This is a genomic window from Romboutsia sp. MSSM.1001216sp_RTP31141st1_G3_RTP31141_220114 (assembly GCF_039031195.1).
Taxonomy (GTDB): Bacteria; Bacillota; Clostridia; order Peptostreptococcales; family Peptostreptococcaceae; genus Romboutsia_C; species Romboutsia_C hominis.
Genome location: NZ_JBCIUO010000021.1, coordinates 1 through 19,553 on the forward strand (window position 1 = coordinate 1; position 19,553 = coordinate 19,553).

24 protein-coding genes are annotated in these 19,553 nt (G+C 23.4%); 11 read left to right on the forward strand and 13 right to left on the reverse strand.

The annotated features are described in order from the left end of the window. Window positions 1–283: 283 nt before the first annotated feature. Window positions 284–535, reverse strand: a complete 252-nt coding sequence (locus ABCP60_RS14410) for a cell wall-binding repeat-containing protein (RefSeq protein WP_343101982.1) — start codon at window positions 533–535, stop codon at window positions 284–286. 105 nt (window positions 536–640) lie between these two features. Continuing rightward, window positions 641–1,165 carry a hypothetical protein gene (locus tag ABCP60_RS14415; RefSeq protein ID WP_343101983.1) on the reverse strand — a complete coding sequence of 175 codons (525 nt, stop codon included), beginning with the start codon at window positions 1,163–1,165 and terminating at the stop codon, window positions 641–643. 258 nt (window positions 1,166–1,423) lie between these two features. On the opposite strand from ABCP60_RS14415, the gene ABCP60_RS14420 reads away from it, so the two are divergent. Beyond that, a complete protein-coding gene (locus ABCP60_RS14420; RefSeq protein ID WP_343101984.1) occupies window positions 1,424–2,323 on the forward strand; it encodes a S24 family peptidase in 900 nt (299 codons plus the stop codon). A 40-nt stretch (window positions 2,324–2,363) separates the two neighbouring features. Here the strand turns inward: ABCP60_RS14420 and ABCP60_RS14425 are convergent, their stop codons facing one another. The 4 genes from ABCP60_RS14425 to ABCP60_RS14440 all read right to left on the reverse strand — a co-directional run bounded on the left by ABCP60_RS14425 (window position 2,364) and on the right by ABCP60_RS14440 (window position 4,227). Further along, entirely contained in the window at window positions 2,364–2,504 is a 141-nt protein-coding gene (locus tag ABCP60_RS14425; protein WP_343101985.1) for a hypothetical protein, read from the reverse strand. 84 nt (window positions 2,505–2,588) lie between these two features. Then, window positions 2,589–2,738, reverse strand: coding sequence for a hypothetical protein (locus tag ABCP60_RS14430; RefSeq protein WP_343101986.1), 150 nt, complete (start codon window positions 2,736–2,738; stop codon window positions 2,589–2,591). Between the two features lie 27 nt (window positions 2,739–2,765). Further along, window positions 2,766–3,092: a hypothetical protein gene (locus tag ABCP60_RS14435; RefSeq protein WP_343101987.1), complete on the reverse strand. Its 327-nt coding sequence runs from the start codon at window positions 3,090–3,092 to the stop codon at window positions 2,766–2,768. Window positions 3,093–3,135: 43 nt separating this feature from the next. Further along, complete coding sequence (locus ABCP60_RS14440) at window positions 3,136–4,227, reverse strand: hypothetical protein (RefSeq protein ID WP_343101988.1); 1,092 nt, start codon at window positions 4,225–4,227, stop codon at window positions 3,136–3,138. Window positions 4,228–5,242: 1,015 nt separating this feature from the next. On the opposite strand from ABCP60_RS14440, the gene ABCP60_RS14445 reads away from it, so the two are divergent. From ABCP60_RS14445 to ABCP60_RS14455, 3 genes are all read left to right on the forward strand, one after another. After that, the gene (locus tag ABCP60_RS14445; RefSeq protein ID WP_343101989.1) at window positions 5,243–6,058 is read left to right on the forward strand and encodes a ParA family protein; all 816 of its coding nucleotides are present in this window, start codon (window positions 5,243–5,245) and stop codon (window positions 6,056–6,058) included. Beyond that, window positions 6,058–6,438 (forward strand): hypothetical protein, encoded by a 381-nt coding sequence (locus ABCP60_RS14450; RefSeq protein ID WP_343101990.1) that lies wholly within the window; start codon window positions 6,058–6,060, stop codon window positions 6,436–6,438. The genes ABCP60_RS14445 and ABCP60_RS14450 overlap by 1 nt, the downstream gene beginning before the upstream one ends. A gap of 449 nt (window positions 6,439–6,887) precedes the next feature. Then, complete coding sequence (locus ABCP60_RS14455; protein ID WP_343101991.1) at window positions 6,888–7,694, forward strand: DUF975 family protein; 807 nt, start codon at window positions 6,888–6,890, stop codon at window positions 7,692–7,694. 112 nt (window positions 7,695–7,806) lie between these two features. Here ABCP60_RS14455 and ABCP60_RS14460 read toward each other — a convergent pair whose 3' ends face one another. The 3 genes from ABCP60_RS14460 to ABCP60_RS14470 all read right to left on the reverse strand — a co-directional run bounded on the left by ABCP60_RS14460 (window position 7,807) and on the right by ABCP60_RS14470 (window position 9,362). Next, complete coding sequence (locus ABCP60_RS14460) at window positions 7,807–8,148, reverse strand: hypothetical protein (protein WP_343101992.1); 342 nt, start codon at window positions 8,146–8,148, stop codon at window positions 7,807–7,809. Window positions 8,149–8,849: 701 nt separating this feature from the next. Further along, window positions 8,850–8,993: a hypothetical protein gene (locus tag ABCP60_RS14465; protein WP_343101993.1), complete on the reverse strand. Its 144-nt coding sequence runs from the start codon at window positions 8,991–8,993 to the stop codon at window positions 8,850–8,852. A 183-nt stretch (window positions 8,994–9,176) separates the two neighbouring features. Beyond that, a complete protein-coding gene (locus tag ABCP60_RS14470) occupies window positions 9,177–9,362 on the reverse strand; it encodes a hypothetical protein (RefSeq protein WP_343101994.1) in 186 nt (61 codons plus the stop codon). 669 nt (window positions 9,363–10,031) lie between these two features. On the opposite strand from ABCP60_RS14470, the gene ABCP60_RS14475 reads away from it, so the two are divergent. Beyond that, window positions 10,032–10,391, forward strand: a complete 360-nt coding sequence (locus ABCP60_RS14475) for a hypothetical protein (RefSeq protein ID WP_343101995.1) — start codon at window positions 10,032–10,034, stop codon at window positions 10,389–10,391. 652 nt (window positions 10,392–11,043) lie between these two features. Here the strand turns inward: ABCP60_RS14475 and ABCP60_RS14480 are convergent. Both ABCP60_RS14480 and ABCP60_RS14485 read right to left on the reverse strand, forming a co-directional pair. Then, entirely contained in the window at window positions 11,044–11,628 is a 585-nt protein-coding gene (locus ABCP60_RS14480; RefSeq protein WP_343101996.1) for a hypothetical protein, read from the reverse strand. 188 nt (window positions 11,629–11,816) lie between these two features. After that, complete coding sequence (locus ABCP60_RS14485) at window positions 11,817–12,185, reverse strand: hypothetical protein (protein WP_343101997.1); 369 nt, start codon at window positions 12,183–12,185, stop codon at window positions 11,817–11,819. 234 nt (window positions 12,186–12,419) lie between these two features. On the opposite strand from ABCP60_RS14485, the gene ABCP60_RS14490 reads away from it, so the two are divergent. Then, complete coding sequence (locus tag ABCP60_RS14490) at window positions 12,420–12,983, forward strand: suppressor of fused domain protein (protein WP_343101998.1); 564 nt, start codon at window positions 12,420–12,422, stop codon at window positions 12,981–12,983. A gap of 227 nt (window positions 12,984–13,210) precedes the next feature. Next, window positions 13,211–13,672, forward strand: coding sequence for a hypothetical protein (locus tag ABCP60_RS14495; RefSeq protein WP_343101999.1), 462 nt, complete (start codon window positions 13,211–13,213; stop codon window positions 13,670–13,672). Between the two features lie 79 nt (window positions 13,673–13,751). On the opposite strand, the gene ABCP60_RS14500 is transcribed toward ABCP60_RS14495, so the two are convergent. Beyond that, a complete protein-coding gene (locus ABCP60_RS14500) occupies window positions 13,752–14,369 on the reverse strand; it encodes an SAP domain-containing protein (protein ID WP_343102000.1) in 618 nt (205 codons plus the stop codon). Between the two features lie 311 nt (window positions 14,370–14,680). Here ABCP60_RS14500 and ABCP60_RS14505 point away from each other — a divergent pair, with 311 nt between their 5' ends. Next, on the forward strand, window positions 14,681–15,013 hold the full coding sequence (locus ABCP60_RS14505) for a hypothetical protein (protein WP_343102001.1): 333 nt from the start codon (window positions 14,681–14,683) through the stop codon (window positions 15,011–15,013). A gap of 475 nt (window positions 15,014–15,488) precedes the next feature. Here ABCP60_RS14505 and ABCP60_RS14510 read toward each other — a convergent pair whose 3' ends face one another. Further along, window positions 15,489–15,635 (reverse strand): hypothetical protein, encoded by a 147-nt coding sequence (locus tag ABCP60_RS14510; RefSeq protein WP_343102002.1) that lies wholly within the window; start codon window positions 15,633–15,635, stop codon window positions 15,489–15,491. Between the two features lie 213 nt (window positions 15,636–15,848). On the opposite strand from ABCP60_RS14510, the gene ABCP60_RS14515 reads away from it, so the two are divergent. The 3 genes from ABCP60_RS14515 to ABCP60_RS14525 are packed head-to-tail and all read left to right on the forward strand — an operon-like array spanning window position 15,849 to window position 19,034. Further along, entirely contained in the window at window positions 15,849–16,238 is a 390-nt protein-coding gene (locus tag ABCP60_RS14515; protein ID WP_343102003.1) for a hypothetical protein, read from the forward strand. 43 nt (window positions 16,239–16,281) lie between these two features. Next, window positions 16,282–18,408, forward strand: a complete 2,127-nt coding sequence (locus ABCP60_RS14520) for a DUF1430 domain-containing protein (protein WP_343102004.1) — start codon at window positions 16,282–16,284, stop codon at window positions 18,406–18,408. Beyond that, window positions 18,405–19,034: an ABC transporter ATP-binding protein gene (locus ABCP60_RS14525; protein WP_343102005.1), complete on the forward strand. Its 630-nt coding sequence runs from the start codon at window positions 18,405–18,407 to the stop codon at window positions 19,032–19,034. Before ABCP60_RS14520 ends, ABCP60_RS14525 begins: the two co-directional genes overlap by 4 nt. Window positions 19,035–19,553 lie beyond the last annotated feature (519 nt).

Sequence of the window (19,553 nt, forward strand, 5' to 3'; positions counted from 1 at the left end):
TTATATATCATATTACCTTTATTGCCTTGTGAATCTTCCCATGACTTTGTAAAGTCTTTTGTAGTTCTACCTATATCTTATAATATAGATATTTGATCAAAATCATGTCCTCATTCATTATTTTTAGCATTATATTCAGCTATTCCTCGTGTTCTCTCTATAACCATTTTTTATTTTTTGATAGAGGTTCAATATTCTTTGGTATTGCTATTTCTCAACCTATTATATAGACTTTATCTACTCCCCTTAGTTTATTCATAGTATCTGCTTGAATACTACCTTTTTAAACTAACAATATAGGAGAATTTAGTGTTCCTGATAATCCAGTTGCACTTAGCCCATCCGATAGTGGACTGTCTGAATTTACTAAAATTACATCTGTATACTTTTGCTTGTCAGCTATAAAACTTGCGATCTCATATCTATTCTTACCTACAGTATAACTATCTTCTACTCCATAATATACTTGTGCTGATGTTGGAATTATGATTGATAATCCTAATATTCCAGTAATTGCGTTTTTCTTGGAGGCCATACCCTCTTCTCCTTCTTGTTAAAAATTTATATCTTTAAAAACATTATATATTATCTTTTTTTTTTATTTCAATAAATTTAATGCCTTACTTGTGGTGTTGATTTTTTATTCTGTATTATTTATCATGCAATTTTTTTTGTAAAAAGTTTTTGGGGCATCTTTAGGCCTAATACCTCTTTTTTCATTAAACACCAAATTACCATTTTTATTATAATCATAACTTTGTCTATTCCAATTTAGAAAAGGTCTATTTGGTATGTATGAATTATTTATATTATCTACTACTCTAATTATACTTTTATTTAGTTCTCTTGTTTTTCTGTGTTCTAATCCATATTTCCTTAATAAATTTTGACTTATGTATTTTCTAACCAAACTATGAGAATCCCCTATCATCTTTGCTATTTCTTTTGCATTATAGCCTTTTAAATATAATTTTTTTATATCAACAATTTTATCATTCTTTTTAATATCATTTCTAATTTTTTTTTGTTCTTCATTTACTTTTTTTAATTCTTTTAGATTTCTGTTAATGAAGGACCTAATTGTATTACTATTCATTCCCAATATATTTCCTATCTCATTGGAGTTATATCCATTTATGTATAATTCTCTTATAGTTTCCTTCATACAATTTCACCCCTACTTAGAAATAGACGCACTTATGCAGATTTTGTGTTTTTGTGAAAAAAATGTTGCATTTTTTAATCTTATTCAATTTTTGCTAAAATCTCAAAGTCCACCTTTTAATATTTTTCATATTCTAAATATAGAATATCATTTACATTACACCTTTGTTAACTTTTTAAAATATACTTTAGTTGACTTTTTTAAAAAAATATATTCTTATACTCCAATTAGGTAATATAATATTAAGAAGGTGATTAAATGAAAGAAAATAATTTTCCACGAAATTTAAAGAGGATTCGTCAACTATACAAGCTATCACAAGAGGAGCTAGGCTCAAAAATAAATGTATCTAAGCAAACTATTTCAAAATATGAAAAAGGATTGACAGAACCTAACTTCCATACTCTAATTGAATTATCAAAATTGCTAGACTGCTCCTTGGATGAATTAGTTTTTGGGAATATAAACTCTATTTCTAAAAATCCTATTAGCTTAAAATTAATTATTGAAAATAAAATTGATATTTTAAAAAATGAATTAAATTTTGCTATAAATGATTACTTTGAATATGAAGAAGATAATGGCTTAATCGAATATGCTGAAGAATTAACATATGAAATAAATCCTAAAAGTAAACTAAGTTCATCTAGTTTAAGTAACAATAGCAACATAGTAGACTTTTTAGATAAACTTAAATCTAAACGTAGTAAGCAATTAATAGATTGTGAAAGTAATGATTTCATTAATGAATTTATTCCTAAAATAAATCTTTTAGGACAAGTTTCTGCTGGATGTCCAAACCTTGCTTGTGAAGATAGAAATAGTTTTGTAAAAGTTCCTAATTCTCTTTTATGTCCAAGTAAAGATTACTTTGTTCTTAAAGTCAGTGGAGATAGTATGGATAAAATCTATCATCCTAATGAACTTTTACTAATTGAAAAAACTAATGTTGCGAATAACGGAGACATGGTTGTTGCTCTTATTGGTACTGATGAATGTACTCTTAAAGAATATGAGAAGATTGATGATATTATTTATCTAACTCCTCATAGTACAAACCCAGCACATAAAATACAAGAATATGATACGAACAAAGTCCCTTGCCATATAATTGGTGTTGTAAAGAATATCTTGAAGGGAGCTATTTTCGAAGATTAATAATAGCTCCTTTTGGAGTATTCTCTAATTCCCAATGTAGTTATTTATCTTCATTTTCTTGATACAATTTGTCTAGCTCTTTTATTGCTTCTTCCCATACTTCACTTATACTTTTCCCAGTTTCTTTTGACTTTCTTTCAGCTATTTCTCTTAATTGTTCTGCCATTTCTAATATACTCATGTCAACCCACCTATTCTATTTACGCTTTTGTTCGTCTAAATATCTATAGCATTAACTTTATACCCAATATTATTAATTTTTTCCCTAGCCTTTTTTATTCCTTCCAGATATTTGAAATATTGCTAAAGCTCTATTATAAGTTAACTTAGGGTTAATAATACAAGCATACAAAGCTAGATAGTTTCTCATAGTTAAGTCGTCGTCAAATGGATTATATGTTAATGTTTTAGCCATTATATACTCATCCTCCCTAAAATATGTTTAATATTTATAATACTTATTTCCACATACTTCAAAATCAGTAGAATATTTTAATTTTTCAAATTTAATCCTTCCCCAACGTATGTAGAAATCATTATTTTTTCTTACGACTATCCCTATTGAAAGGTCTTTTTTAACGAAATCATTAACAAAAACTTTATAGTTGTTCTTGTCTAAATACTCTGTATCTTCACACAAAGTAGACGGATCAATAGCTCTTTTGCCTTCTACTTCATCATCAATGCATGACTTTAAAAACTTATCATCTTTTAATTTACCATATATCCACTTATTGCAATATCTCATTTTTGCTTTATACTTACTCATAATCTCGCCCCTTTGCATAAGTTTATATATATTTTTTGATGTATTATATATCTTTGGGGTAGTCTAAACCATTAGCTTTAGCATAGTCTACACCATATTTCTTAGTAGTTTCAACACAATTCCAATTTGACTTAACACATCTTTCATACATCATCCTAGAAAAATCATTGTTATTATTTGAACCTTCCATATCTACACTAACTTTGATATCTTCAAACTTTTTTTTCTGACTTTTATCTATAATTTCATTAAATTCCCCAATTGAATAATCAGTAAATGTTTCAGTAAAATTCTTAAACCTATTTTCACTAGCTTTTTTTATTTTTTTGCTAGAATTAGAATCTTTTAATTTTTTAGATTCATTGAAATTCTTTTTATACAATTCTTTTTGTTTTATATAATCATCATAAGTTAATATACCACATTTAATTAAATTATTTATAGATCCTTCTACATAAGAGAAAGTTTTATTTTTATTAGAAGCATTTACTAGAATTTGTTCAAATAAATCAAAATCTATTTTATCTTTTATAGACTTTATAAATTCTTTATTTTTATTAGATAAATCAAAATTTTTTGTAGCTCTACATACATACATACATACTTTATTTAAATAGTTATTATTAAAGCCCTCCTTTTCCCACCCCCTCAAAAATAGGGGGCTACTTTCCACCCCCCTATTTTGGGGGGCTACTTTTTCACTAGTTATTTCTTCTTGATCTTTTTTCATTTTTTCAAGTTTATTTTTAGGTATATTTGGAACAATGCTTCCATCATCTTTTATCAATAAAGAGTGGTATGTAGTTAAATCGGGTTCATCTAATAGCTCATATTCATATAGCCACTTACCATTAACATCTAAGTTTCTAAACTTATATTGTTTTAGATAACCTGCTTCTTTTAGTTCTAGCCATATACGGTCAAATTTTTTTTCACTATAGCCAGTAAAGGATCTAATTCCTTGTTTTGTTATGATAAATTCATCATCAGTACCTTGTGTGTTAATTTCTAAGTCAATACAAGCTTGTATGATAGTATATAAACCCGTAAGTTCAACATTTTTATTTTTGAATATTATTGTATTGTAAACTTCTGTGTATTTTTTCTCTTTTCTTCTGAATTTTAATCTAGTCATTACTTCCTCCCAAAATTTCTGATATTTTACATTTTATCTCGATATATATTAAAAAAAGCCTTGATATATTAAAATATCAAGGCTTGGAAACTTCATCATAAGTCCATCTCTAAGGGGATAAATTACTCCCCTTTAGATATACGAATTTGTGTATAACTAAAAGTGAACTAAATTAGTACAATATATTAAATAAATTTAATTAGATATATTGTAAAGCACACTTTTTTGTGTTAATATTATTACATATTAACAAGTTAGTTATGCAAAATGAAGTCTACTTGCACGAGGTAATTTAATATGCAGCATCATATTAAATCCTATAATTTTAATTAGGTCGCCAAACCTATTTAAAATTTGTGAATGTGGACTTTTTTTATATTTAATTGTAAGTTTATTGTAATATAAAAATTACAAAAATACAAATATTTCTTTTATAAAAGACAAAAAATGAATAAAAAAGAAGGAGAATATTAGAATATTCTCCTTCTTTTTTATATTTCTTTTATAGATATATTCTTTACACGTATTTATGATATAGATTTATATAGTTTGACACTCTCCGCTAGATTTATCTATTGAGAGTGTATCAAAACTGAATTTAAGAAGATGTTAGAGGTTAAAATAAATGAATTAAATATAAACAAATTTAAAGGCGGAGTTGGCAAAATGGCAAAAACATATCAATAATTGATGCAGATGCTTAAGTAAACTTAACACAGTTTTTATAGTAAAGTATTGAAGTGAAAAAACAAAATGTAAAACAAATTACTTTACAATTTGTTTTATATTTTGCTTTTATATCTTAATAAATAATTATATGAGATAAGATACAAAAATAGCAACATGTTTTCCGAATGCAGTCGGAAAACATGTTGCTATTTGGGTTAATGTTTGTTATTATATTAGTATAACCATTTGAATGACAAACTTATAAACAAATTTAAAAACAAATGGTTTATAAAATTATAAATAAAATTGTATAACTATTTGTTATTCGATTTGTAAAATTAAAGGAGTGTATAGATTGAAAATAGTAAGCTTTTTTAATGTTAAAGGTGGAGTTGGCAAAACTACATTAACAGCTTTAACAGCAATTAATCTAAGTAAAAGTGGTAAAAAGATATTAATAATTGATGCTGATACTCAAGCAAATTTAACACAATTTTTATATAAGGTATCTCACAATGATAAAACAATGTTTGAGGCATTATCTGATGGTACTAATGCAGATGAAGTTATAATAAAGGCTCCATTAGATACATACCCAAATATAGATCTAATACCATCAGATTTAAGTTTATCAGTTTTATCAGAGTTTTTAACTACAAAAACTAATAGAGAGAAATCTGTATGGCGATGGTTTAAATCAAATATAGAAACTTTAAAAGAATATGATTATATATTCATAGACCTATCACCATCTTATGATTTAATTGCTCGTAATTTTATGATTATATCTGATAGTATTATTACACCATTAGAATATCAAGATATTGCATCTATTAGAGGATGTGAATTATTTTATCAGAAATTCAATCAAGATTTAGAAGATATGGAAATGGAAAATGAAGCAAAAAGAGCTGTAGTTATAAATTCTTATACTAGTAGAAACTTATCTACTGGAGACATATTTAATAATTATCTAAATCAATTCGATAATATAAAAAAAGATTTAACAGATTTTAAAATTAGTGAAACTACAGTTATAAAAAATGCAATACTAAATAAATTAGATATAGATGATTACTGTAGGAAAATAAAAAAGAGCCATAAGGTTAGAGAAGAATTTAAAGGTCTAATAAATGAATTAATAGAAAAGGAAGTGTTATAGTGGGAATCAATAAATTTTTAGATGATAAGGATGAAATAGTTGCTACTAAAAAAGACTATAAAAGTAAAGTTAATAAGGAATTAAAAACAAAATTTGAAGAAGATAATACAAGTAATAATAGCTTTAATTTATTAGATATGAAAAAAGAAGACAGACCAAAAAAGAAAGTTCCTATGTCCATTTATTTTGAAGAAGAAGATTTAAAATTATTAAAAGCAATATCTAAATTTAAAAATACTACGGTAAATAAAACAGTTATGTCTATATTACAAGATCCATTAATTGTAACAAAAAGCAATTTGCCAGAAGAATTTAATATTGAAAAATTATCAAAAGAATATGATAAAAATAGTAGGATAAAAAAAGGAAAAAGTAAGTAATATCAATATATAAAAGTTGAATTGTATGACAATTTGTTAAATAAATTATAAAACAGGTTGAATAATAAATTGTTTAATAATTTATTTGACGATTTTAAAAATAATTTTTATAACAATTTGTTAAAACATTTGTTTAATGAATTGTTGTAAAAATATAATAAAAAAATATAACTATAAGTGGTGTATGCACTTTCTCTTGCATATAAAAATCATTATTTTTTACAACTACTAATCTTGAAAGGTATCTTTTAACAAAGTCATCAACAAAAACTTTATAGCTATTCTTACCTATAAATTTAATTTCCTCATAAATATATAAAACCTCTAATTATAAGGATTGTGATAGAATCATAGTCCTTTTTTATTTATTAAGATAATTATTAAATAGTCAAAATATGTAGAAGTAAAATTAAAAATAATGTAAAATCTTGTGAAAAGGAGGCATTGATATGAAATTATTTAATTTAATTGAAGAAAGCTTTATTAATCTATTCAAAGTAAGTAAGAAAGTATGGTTTATAGGGATTATAATTACAATTTTATCAGGCGGTCTTATATTACAAAAAAGCTATGATTTTAATTCTTTATCAGATATTACATATAATGAAGAATATAGTAAAGACATTACTAACTCTGATATGATTGATCAAGAAATTATTTCTAATGAAAATGAATTTGAATCAGGTTCGTTTACATTTGGGCTAGGATCAATGATTTTAATTCTAGTTTTAGTGCTATTAGTTTTATTTATTATAGGTTTTATAATCTCATTACTAGTAAATATAGCATATTATTATTTGTATTATAACTTGGATCATGATTTGTTTACTAGCTCACTTAATAGAGCTCCATTAGGTTTAGTTACAAAAGTAAATGCTATAGTATTATTGAAGATAATAGGTGGAACGATATTATTTGTAATACCTGGAATTATAATAGGATTAAAATATGCACCTGTAAATTATGTATTATGTAAAAATCCAAATATGTCATCAAAAGAAATATTAGAAAAAACAAGAAAACTAAGTAAAGGTTTTAAATGGAAGATATTTATATACAATGTTGCAATTGGTATTTTAGGGGTAATAGCTATTTTATTATGTTCTCCAAATATGTATGTAAATGGTTATATATGGATAGATGTAATTAGCATGTTATTATCATTTGTTATATTAACACTTATGACTGTTTATACAGGAATATTTAATATAAACCTATATAAAAAAATATATTCTTTAAAAGAAGAAGTTTTTTAAGAGAGAGTTTTGTGAATATGAAAATTTGATAGTCTAAATAGAGAAAAAAAGAACTAGTTGAAATATTCAACTAGTTCTTTTTTATTTTGGATGTAAAGAGATATAACATAATTTATTCTATTAACTCCAAGTATCCGCTTGGATGGAAGTAGTACACTTTATGATTATTTTTATTTACAAAGTATCCTATATCACTAGGGACATTAGGAAGGAAAACATATCCTTTTAGTTTTTTAGATCTTAAGGCTTTAAATGCTTTTTCATTACCTTGATAGATATATTTAACTTTATTGTTTTTCTTTACTAGTATTTTTAAGGCTTCTTTTTGGTTAAGAACTCTAACTTTTTGAACAGCCTTATATTGTTTTATATTGTGAGCGTATACTTCGCTGTTTATATTTCCTCCTATTAAAAATGCTCCACATAACATAGCTATAACGACTGTTCTTTTCATGAGTCTAACCTCCTTTTAAAATGATTTAAATAATTTATTTTATATTTTTACAATAATATAAAAACGTTTTTAGATAAAGACTATATTTTTACGAAATTTTCTGATAATATATTGATTATACGGTCAATATATTACTTCTTAAAAAAGTGAGGAGATAGTTTTTTCTGATGAATATAATTTAGGTGATGGGAAGTATGTATTTATTACCATTTATGAAAGGTATTATACTAGAACCAATGGTGTTGTAGGATTAGTAATTGTTTGTGAAAATACAACGGGAGAAACTTTAGTTAAAATCATTTCAACGGGATCTAGTCAAGGATTATTATTTTTAGACTATGGAGCTGGAAAACATTTTATAAAAAAAGTAGAAGATATTATTGTTGACTATATAAAATAAAAAATTAAATAATGGTTAAGGTTTAATAAATAAAGTTTCATGGAAAACTAAAAAAAGAGTGTACATTTTGAAATTACTATATTTCAAAATATACACTCTTTTATATGTTCAACTAGTCCTAAAATAACAATTTAAGTTATAGTTACTTTTTTATACATTTTTCAAAAATTGTAAGGATTAAATCTATAATTTTATCTGAAAGCTCTAGTAGAATATCAATCATAAAATACCCCCACCTAAACTGAATATGTAAGTTCTTAAATTGAAATTTAAGAACTAGTTATTTTTATAATATAAATTATTAGTTTTCATTTTTAATACTATCTACTACTGAACCAATAAGTAAACCAATAATTAAGCCATTAGTTAAGTTATTAAATATTATACCGAATGTAACGCCAAATCCAAATCCTAATGTCAAATAGCTTATATTTTTATCTTTCATAAATTAATCCTTTCAAATGCTTATTTATCTATAAATTGAAATTAATGATGCTAATATTATATATGTTTTATTTTTTCATTATTTTAATCCTACTTATATTAAAACTAATAAACCAAAATAATATCATAGATTAGAAGGATTTAGAATACAAAAGTAACAAGTCTCTAAACTGGAATTTTAGAACTAATTGCTTTTCTTATGATTATTTAGATTACGGTGAACTGCTAGAGTTAACCCAAAAATTGATATTGTTGTACATAAACAAGTTATAAAATCCTTACGTGAAAAAATATAACTTACTATAGTTAATATAAGAGAACTTATAAAACATATATACATAATAGCTTTGTAGTATTTTTTGAATTTCATATATTTCCTCCTATAAATTAATAACTCAATTATATTACATTTATAAATATTAAAAAAGTTTTTATAGTTCAAATAAATGAATTTTAATGGCTTTAACTTTATCTCAGATACATAACTAGTCCTCAAAGTAGAATTTAAGTTATAGTTACTTTTTGTAGATTATTAAAGTTAAGTTTTGATATAATCGTTTGGTTATTATAAAAAGTTAATTCTTAAATTTTATTCTCTATTTGTAGAGAATAAAGTAGTAGATATAGGTTTATTAAATAACATAAGAAGTAGTGCCTTAAATGGTGCTTATTTTATGAAATTTATTTAATATAAAATGATAAATCAATAATAGAATGATGATGATTTTTAACTTTAGAAAGGAGATGAATAGAAATTAAACTTTTAAGAAAAATTATATTTATTGGGGAAGCAGGAGGATATACAATATATTTTGATACAGAAAATAATACACCTCTAAAAGCTGAAAAAAGTAAGTTATTAAATACAGAAAAAGCAGGACAACAATTAAAATATATTCTCCCTTTGATATTTACAATTTCTTTAATTGGTAAGCTAATACCTAATTTTATTAGTAGTCATACTAATAAAACTATATTTTTTTTAGTAATGCTATGGCTTTTAGAATTTTTATTTCTAACTATTATATGTGACCGTGCTTTGTATAAAAATGTAAAATACGCAGAACCTGCAGACAGAATAGAATTTAGACAAGCTATTATAAGCAATAATATTTGGACTAACTTTGGAGATAAAAAAGTTACATTTAGAAAGAAAATTTTTGCATGGGCAATAACTATTCTTTGTGTATTTATGGGTATTATATTTATACCTATAGCATATAACATGTATTTGAATGGTGAATTAAGTGAAGGTAAAGATAGATTTATGTTATTATTAGGTGGATTTCTCCCTTTTTTAACGTTTTTTTTTATATGGGGAAATAACATAATTCGCTGGTTTAATGTCGTTGAAAAGTACCAAAAAAGAAAAATAAAATATCAAAAAAAGGTAGAATAAATAATGCTTAGAAAGCCCTTAAAAACCATTTATTTGGATTTAAGGGCTTTAATTTTGTTCTAAATATATAACTAGTCTCTAAAGTAAATTTTAAGGCTAGATATTTTGTAGATTATTAAAACTAATGCTATATAATCATAAAAATAGGCATTAAAACTAGTGGTATAAATATAGTAAAAAGTAAAAGTAAAAATAAAAATGCGGGTATAAAGTTAAGTATAAGACCTATAATACTAAGAAACTTTTTATTGGATGTTTTATATTTAGTTAAATCCATAATAGCGAAACTAAAACCAATAGTACCTATAAATGTCATAAAAAAATTAGGTGAACTACTCATTATCAAATTAAGTAATTTTTCTCGCATCAAACTAAAACCTGAAAGACCTATAATTGGAGCTGATTTAAAGTTATATAATCCATACAGTAGAATTATATCTGCAAATAATCCTAAAATGATGCTAGTAATGCATAAATATTTTTTCATAAAAAATTCCTTTCTTCATATATTTATTAGTATTATACAGAAATTTATATTTCAAGAGTAGTAAAAAAGCCCTTAAAATCAATTTATTTGGATTCTAAGGGCTTTTTATTTGATTTTAATATACAACTATATCATTTAAACGGAAATTTAAGTAAAAATTAGTATTTATATAATGTTAAATATCATAAAATAGATAGCTATCTCATGTATAGAAATAAAAATAAAGAATATAGCAATAACAAATGCTATAAATAAGATAAAAAACTCTTTTATTAAAGGATATTTAAAAACTCTATCAGGAAGTTTGTCTGTATAATATACAAAATATTTTTTACCAAAATATTTTTGTGTAAACTTTGAATAACTTAATAAAAACGATGATTTAAATAAAGGTTTAATTAAAGTATTTGATTCATGTTCAAACTCTAAAGAAAGTGTATAATTAGATAATCCTTTAGAACTAAATCTGTATTTTATATTTACAACTTTAGCCTTAACCTTCTTACCGTATTTACAAATAATAATTAAATCTATTAGTAAATTGACAAAAGTAAATAAAAAGGCAATAGGTAAGAGGATTAAACAGGAAGAGTATATTGATAATGTAAAAAAACCTTCAAATCCTTTAAAATTTGGATAAAGTAAAAAATATAAAATTAAAGAAAAAATAAAAATAATTATAAAACCTTTTGTAAGTAAAATCTTAGTAAAGTTTTTTAAAGCATTTCTAAAATAAATAATTTTTTTCAATTTAAAACTCCTAATTATAAAGTATTGTACATATCTTAAGAAGACTAATAATGTTTTAATTATATAATAACTTAGTAAAAAATAAAAATTGATACAATAATATTAAAAAGCCCTTAGAATCTAAATAAATAGATTTTAAGGGCTTTTTATTTATTTGAAATACATAAAACTAGTCTTTAAAGTAGAATTTAAGGATGTGTATATAATATATCAATATCTCCATCTATAAATCCAACACCTATACCATTAAATGATTTTATATAATTAGAATTATTTCCTTTGTTTAAGTATTCTTTTATTAATCTAGACATAAATTCTAGAGCAAATTCCCAATTTGAAAAAGTGTTGTTTTCAATTTCAAACATGGTATTACTTGAAAATACAGTATTACATGCCCAATCTTCATCTTCTTCATCAAATTCATCAGAACCAATAAGTTCAATATCATAAGAATTAGTTGTTTCATATATATTAAAATTTAAAGCAATAACAGTAGGATCTAATTTAGATGTAAATATACTATCTAACCATTTCTCGAAATCAGAATATAAAATCATACATACCTCCATGAAATATTTTATTTAATGATATCATGATTTATGAGATTAAAGTAACAAGTATTTAAAGTGAAATTTAAGGGAGAGTTATAAAAATAGATAGTTAAATCTAAACTTTGATATAATTTTTTATAAAATAAAAAAATTTAAACGTGGCATAACAAAATATAAATTAATATATGAATATGAAGATTTTCAGATAGTTATTTTATAGATTTGTGAGGGTAAATCAATATGGATATTAATAAAATAATAGCAAGAAAAGAATTAGAAGCAATAGGAGGGAAACCACAGGTTTATCGTTATTGGGATGAGGAAAATAAAAAAAGCATAGATATTTTATCTTGTGTAAATAGACCATATATAGGGGTAGTTTCGTACGGAACTATTGGATTATCATCTTATGATATAGGGATGATTAGTAACAATAAAAGTTTAAGATTAGAGTTAGTAGGGGCATGTGATATGAAAGAAGAATTATTTGCCAATATAGTATCTACTACTGCTTTCGAAATAATAGAATCAGGCAATTGTGAATATGGATACATTATTTCTGATATAATATCACAGTATATTGTAGATATTGATATGAAACATGTTTATTTAATGAACGCCTTTTTATGGGAAGGATTAAGTACTCTTGAAGTTGAAAATAAGAAAATAGTATGGCTACTAATTGTTCCGATATCAGATGAGGAAATGAAATATGCTTTAAACAATGGATATGATGCATTAGAATCAAAGTTTGAAGAAATGCAAATAGATATTTTTAATTTGAGAAGAAAATCTATTTTCTAAATTAATAAAGTGTTTAACATAAGCAAAAAATATAAATTTATATAAAAGATATATAGAAATAAGTATAGGATTTAGTTAAAAGAATAAAAAGCCCTTAGAATCCATTTATTTGCTTTAAATATCTTACTATCCTCTAAAGTAAAATTTTAGAACTAATTACTTTTTGTAGATTAGTAAAGTTAAACTTTGATATAATTTTTATTATATTTTAATTAGGAGGAGTAACGATGGCATACACATTAAAAGGAATTACTATTAGAACTGATAACTCTAAAAATGGGATGAAAAAAATTGAAGAAGTATGGAAAGATGTTGTAAATGGAAAAATACCTATTCTTTTTGATAGTGAACATACATTTCAACATGGTATTTCACCCGTTTCGAAATATAGTAATTACTCTAGTGATGAAAATGGAGATTATGATCTAACAATAATGGGTGTAACAGCTGACTTTTTTCAAAAGATGGATACAGAAGTAAGTAAAGGGTTTTATAAAAAATATGACGAGCAAGATGAGAATGGGGACATCAGCATTTGTACAAAAAAGGCATGGGAAAAAGTCTGGTCTGAACAAAAATCAGGAAATATACATAGAGCCTTTACATCTGATTTTGAAAGCACTGTTCCAAGTGAATATACAAAAGATGGCAAAGCTCACTGTTATTTATATATTGCATTAAAAAAATAATAGAAAAATCCACTTATAATATTTTTATTTAAATTATAAGTGGATTTTTCTATTATTTTTTATACATTAACAATTTATATTACTCCTTACAATATATCTGAATTAATTCAAAATTATTTTGTACTAATGTATGTGAATATACTTTAGGCTTTGATGAATTTTTTACAATTGCCCAAAGTATAGAGGCTACCTTTAACTTATTATCGAAAATACTATTTTTAGTATCTGCACAAAAATCTTTTAAAAATTGATTCCATTCACATGAAGAATTATCATATTTTGCATAATTGGATTTTTGATAGTATATATCTAACATATCTTGAATTGTAAAAGAAGTATCATTTTCTTTTTTTACTTTACGCCATGCAGTTGCCATGTCTGCTGTAAATTTAAAGTTTTCAACGCCTGTTTCTTTTGAAAAATATTCTCTAAAAATTGAGTTAAATGAAAAGTTGCATTCAAGTAATGGGCAGTTTAAGCTAACTTCTTTAAATGATTTTTTAGAAAAACTTCTTTTTTTAGGCTTAATAATATTTCCATTAAAATATTCTTTTAAATTATGAATCAATTCTTGTTTAGTTCCAGTATGATCTATTCCTAATTGCTTACAAATTTTTGATAATTCATCACGATACCAATAATATTTAATAAATTCACTATAAGAGTATATATCAAAAAAATTAGGTCTTATTTGCATTTTTATCTCCATTTCAAATTTTTATTTTAGCATTAATTAATACAAATTTATATAAGTTAATTGTAACAGAATTTGTATGAACTTATGATTAAAAACTTATTTACCAGATAACTAGCAAATAAGCCCTTAAAATCCATTTATTTGGATTCTAAGGGCGTTAACTTTATGTAAAGTACATAAAAGTCTCTAAACTAAAATTTTAAGTATACTTACTTTTTGTAGATTATTAAAGTTGAATTTTGATATAATCATTTAGTTATTATACATTAGGAGTTTAAATACAATATTAAAAATTAAGAGGAGGAAATATAATGCAGGAAAATGTACAGTATGTACCAAATGAAATTAAAAGTTGGAACTGGGGAGCTTTTATGTTTAATATATTTTGGGGAATAGGAAATAATACTTATTTGCCATTAATATGTTTAATACCGTTTGTAAATATAATATGGGTGTTTATATGTGGAGCTAAAGGTAATGAATGGGCTTGGAAAAAAGGAAATTATACAGATGTAGAAACATTTTTAAAAGTACAAAAAACATGGAATAAAGCAGGAATCACAAGTTTTATATTAGCTATATTAGGCATTATTTTATACTTTATATTGATAATATTATTAGGTAGTATGTTTTATTATTATTAATATAATATTTATAAATAAATTATAAAATAATATAGAAACTTAAAATTAGATAAACTTGATCTAAAAAACTTAACTCAATAATTGTAGAAAAAAGCCTTTAGAATCCGTTTGTTTGGATTATAAGGGTTTTTATTTTGTCTTAAGTATGCAACAAGTCCCTAAAGTGGAATTTAAGGGATAGTATGTTTTTACAATAGAGAAGTTCTAAAATATATTGTATTAAAATATGATATTTTAGAACTTCTGTCAGAATTAAATATCTAGTATTTTTAATAATTTATTAGTCTAAGTTCTTTTATTGACTAACTGAGTGTTTATATTTTTTATAAAAATAAACACCTAGAAATCCACCAATAATAGAGGAAATAGTTATTATCTCATCTCCTATCAAATCTTATTTTAGTACCTGATAAAATATCTAAAGTAAAAGTTTTTTATCAATTATACCAAAGCATAGTTTTTTTTTAAACTATGCTTATAGCCAAGTTTTTGCACTTACAATAAGAAATCCTAAAGTTATAATAGTGCAAATTAATTTAATTAATATCTTTTCATCTTTTTCTCTCCAAGTTGCCCATATATCTAATATAGCATCAACAATATCTATAATAAAATTAAACATATTTATAATGATCTCCCATAGAAATACTAGAAATATATAACTAGTCCTTAAAGTAGAATTTTGAGACTTGTCACTTTACATTGTTAATTAAATCACATACGAAAAGTATAGCATGAAAAAAATGTAAAAAAAAGTCTTAATTTGAAAAACGCTTTATCATAGAATTATTTTGAAATGAAAAATTATATAAAATATTTTAGGAGGTTTTATTCTATGAAAAGAATTAAAAAATTTGTATTTTTGAGTTTAGCAACAGCTTTATTAGTTGCACCTATGTCATCTTTTGCAGATTCATCAATAATTACTTCTAAAGAAGGTGTTGGGATAAATGTAACTGATATTATTATGCAAAATAAAAATACTAGATCTACTACACAAGGAAAAAAAGTTAGTGTTTTAGGAGGAAAACTTTGGACAACATGGAGAGATGGTCGTGATTTTAGAGCTAATTATGACCATAGTAGTAAAATGCATATGTGTACAGCTCAGAATGCTAATGGTAGACCTGTAAGAGGTAGCTGGACTTCTAAAGGAAGAACAGCTACTTCTCCTTGGGATTACCAAACTGCATATGGGAATAGAATTTTTGGAAATACTAAATAAATATAATTAAAAATTTAATTATATTGTAAAGGAGGTTAGGTATTTGAAAAAGAAATCAGTTGTATTAATCATTATTTTGACTATATTGATGAATATATTTTCTTTTATTCATATTAATAAAAATTTAATTAATAATTTATTATTTGATAAAACTAGAGTTACGTTTAATTTTAATGAGAAAAGTGTTTTAGATCAAAATTTTTTAAATAAAATTATAGCATTTTCTCAAAATAAAGATGTTGAAATAGCACAATATAGCTTTTTAAGTCATAACAAAATAGATATATATTCTACAAAAAAAGATGAATACAAAAAAATATCACTTATACCTAACCTTATCTTTAACACAGATATAAAAGTACATAATTTTGATGAAATTTATAATGTTGGATTTAAAAATTTATTTTATTTTAATACTAAAGATAAAAATATTATCCAGGAATTTTCAAGAGAGTTTAATGAATATGGGCAAATTGATGATGATTTAGAGTCTGAATATGAAGGAAGTAGTTTTTCTTTAAAAATGCTAATTAAATATATAGATGCTGATTTTTTATCTATGATTCCATTATTTATTTTTATTTTTACCTTAATACTTCTTTTTTACTACTTAAATAATAAAAAGAAATATTTAATTTATGATTTATGGGGATATTCGAAGATAAAAATATATTATTTTTTAAATAAAACTTTTTATAAAATATTACTTATAACTATATTCTTATGTAATATAATTATGATTGGGGCTATATATTTATGTAATTTAACAAGTGTATTAACAGAATTTATTCCTATAATAATTATATTGAATTTAGTTGTAATATTATTTATATTCTTGTTTTCTATTATTTTATTTTCGTTGTCTTTTATTAATTTAAATAATAGAAATGAAAAAAAGAGACTTTTAAAAATACGGGTTATTGCAAGTTTATCAAAAATTTGTTTATTCTTGTTAATAATTTTATCATTTAAAAATTTATTTTATGAAATATCTACACTTAATAAGAATAAAGAAAGCTTAAATTTATGGAAAGATACTGAAAATCTTTATATTATATCAGGAACGTATTCACCTGAACGTGATGGATTAGTACGAGATGATGAACTCAATGAAAAGACATTAAAAGTTTATCAAGAATTAAGTAAATTAGGAAAGGTATTTATAATTGAATCACTTAATTTTGAACGTCAACCAATTATAAATACTAAAAATGAAAACTTGAATTATAATTATAGAATGAATATAAAAAATGAATCAGAATTATACTCCCCTTATGGTAAAAATATAATGGTAGATAAAAATTATCTAAAAAGAAATTTAATAAAAAGTTATCCTGACAAAAAAAATGTTATGGATAAAATAGATAATAATGGTGATGTTTTAAATGTATTAGTTCCACAAAAATTTAAAAAATATGATAAATCTATAAAAGAATTATATAGAGAATGGTTTTATTTTCAAAAAGTCCAGGTATACAATATGTATAAAGAAGCTAGAAAACAACCATTAAGCAAAAAGAAAATTGATGATTTAAAAATAAATTTAATTTATATAGAAGATAACCAATCTTACTTTACATATGATAGTTATAGTGGAGATTACCTTAATAAAATTACAGATCCTTTGGTTACCGTATATACTGAAAATGTAGATAACTCGGTTTTGGCATCAACACTAGGAGTATTTATGTTTCTAGAATCAGATAATGAATACAGTGCATTAAAAGAAATCAAAAATATTACACAAAAATATAATATGACTGAATTAAATGAAATTTCATCGGTTTATGATAAAAAAGGACAACAAATTAGTGATATAGAAGATAAAATAGATAGATTAATATTAAATATTATAGTTATATCTTTAGCATTAATTATGTTAATTATAGTTATAACATATGTTTATTATAAATCTTACATATTAAAAGTAGTTGTAAAATCTTTATATGGATGTAATTTTATAAATATATACAAAGATTTACTTTTAGCAAATCTGTATATATATTTATTAGCATTTTTAATTATGTTTATTATATATAAAAAAATAGACATTTTTATGGTTATAATTACCATTTTTATGTTATTGGTAGATTTTGTTACAACAAAAATTGTAAATATGACTTTAATCCGAAAAGGTGAAATTAAGTTGATTAAAGGGGAATTAAAATGATAAGGTTAACAAATATTAATAAAAGTTTTGATAAAAGACTAGTTTTATCAGATATATCATTATCTATAAAGGAGAATGAATTTGTTTGTATAACTGGAGAAAGTGGTGTAGGTAAAACTACATTATTAAATATTATAGGATTGTTAGATAAGCCTGATAGTGGAGAAATAAATTTATGTGGAAAAAACAATTTTTCAAGAAAAGATATATTGGAATTTAGAAGAAATTTCTTTGGATATATATTTCAAGATTTTTTGTTAATGCAAGATGAAACAGTTGAAGAAAACATTAAAATATCTAAACAGTATAATAGAGAAATTACTAATAAGGACATATATGAAGTTATGGAAAAGGTAAGACTTGATAGTAGCTACTTAAATAAAAAAGTATGTTATTTAAGTGGAGGGGAACAACAAAAAGTTGCTATTGCGAGGATGATGTTAAAACCATATGAATTGGTTTTAGCTGATGAACCTACTGGAAATTTAGATGATAAAAATAAAAGAGAAGTTATTGAAATTTTTAAAGAAATAAAAAAATCTGGAAAAACAATAATTTGCGTTACTCATGACAAAAATGTTTCAGATTCAGCAGATAGAGTTATAAATTTAAAAAAATGCAAATGAATTAACTTATAGTATAGTATATTAAATATATTTTTATCAAATATAGAAAAAGGATGAAAACATGAAAATTAGTAAAAAAAGAACTTTAATAATTTCTTTAATGTTAATCATTTTCTTAATATTATTTTTTATTATAAGTAGATATGGATTAACTCATTTATATGTAATTTTTCAAAGAATAATATATCTTTTAGGAAACTAATTTATAATACTATCATCTGATTAAAAATATTAAGAAGATAGTATTATAAAAAATAATTATACAAATATTATAAATAAAATAATTTTTAGGAAATACAATTCTAAGTTTACATTTAAATAAGAATTTTAATAAGTTGTAACTATACATACCAAAAATATCAACTTACTATTTTTTAGTATAAAAAATAAAAGCATCAAATAAAAGGTATAAAGTTGAAAAATGATGTAGTAAAATAATATTATATATAATAAAAAGTATTAACTAAAATATGGTTAATGCTTTTTTACTTTTATACATTGAAAATTTAATAAGAAAGG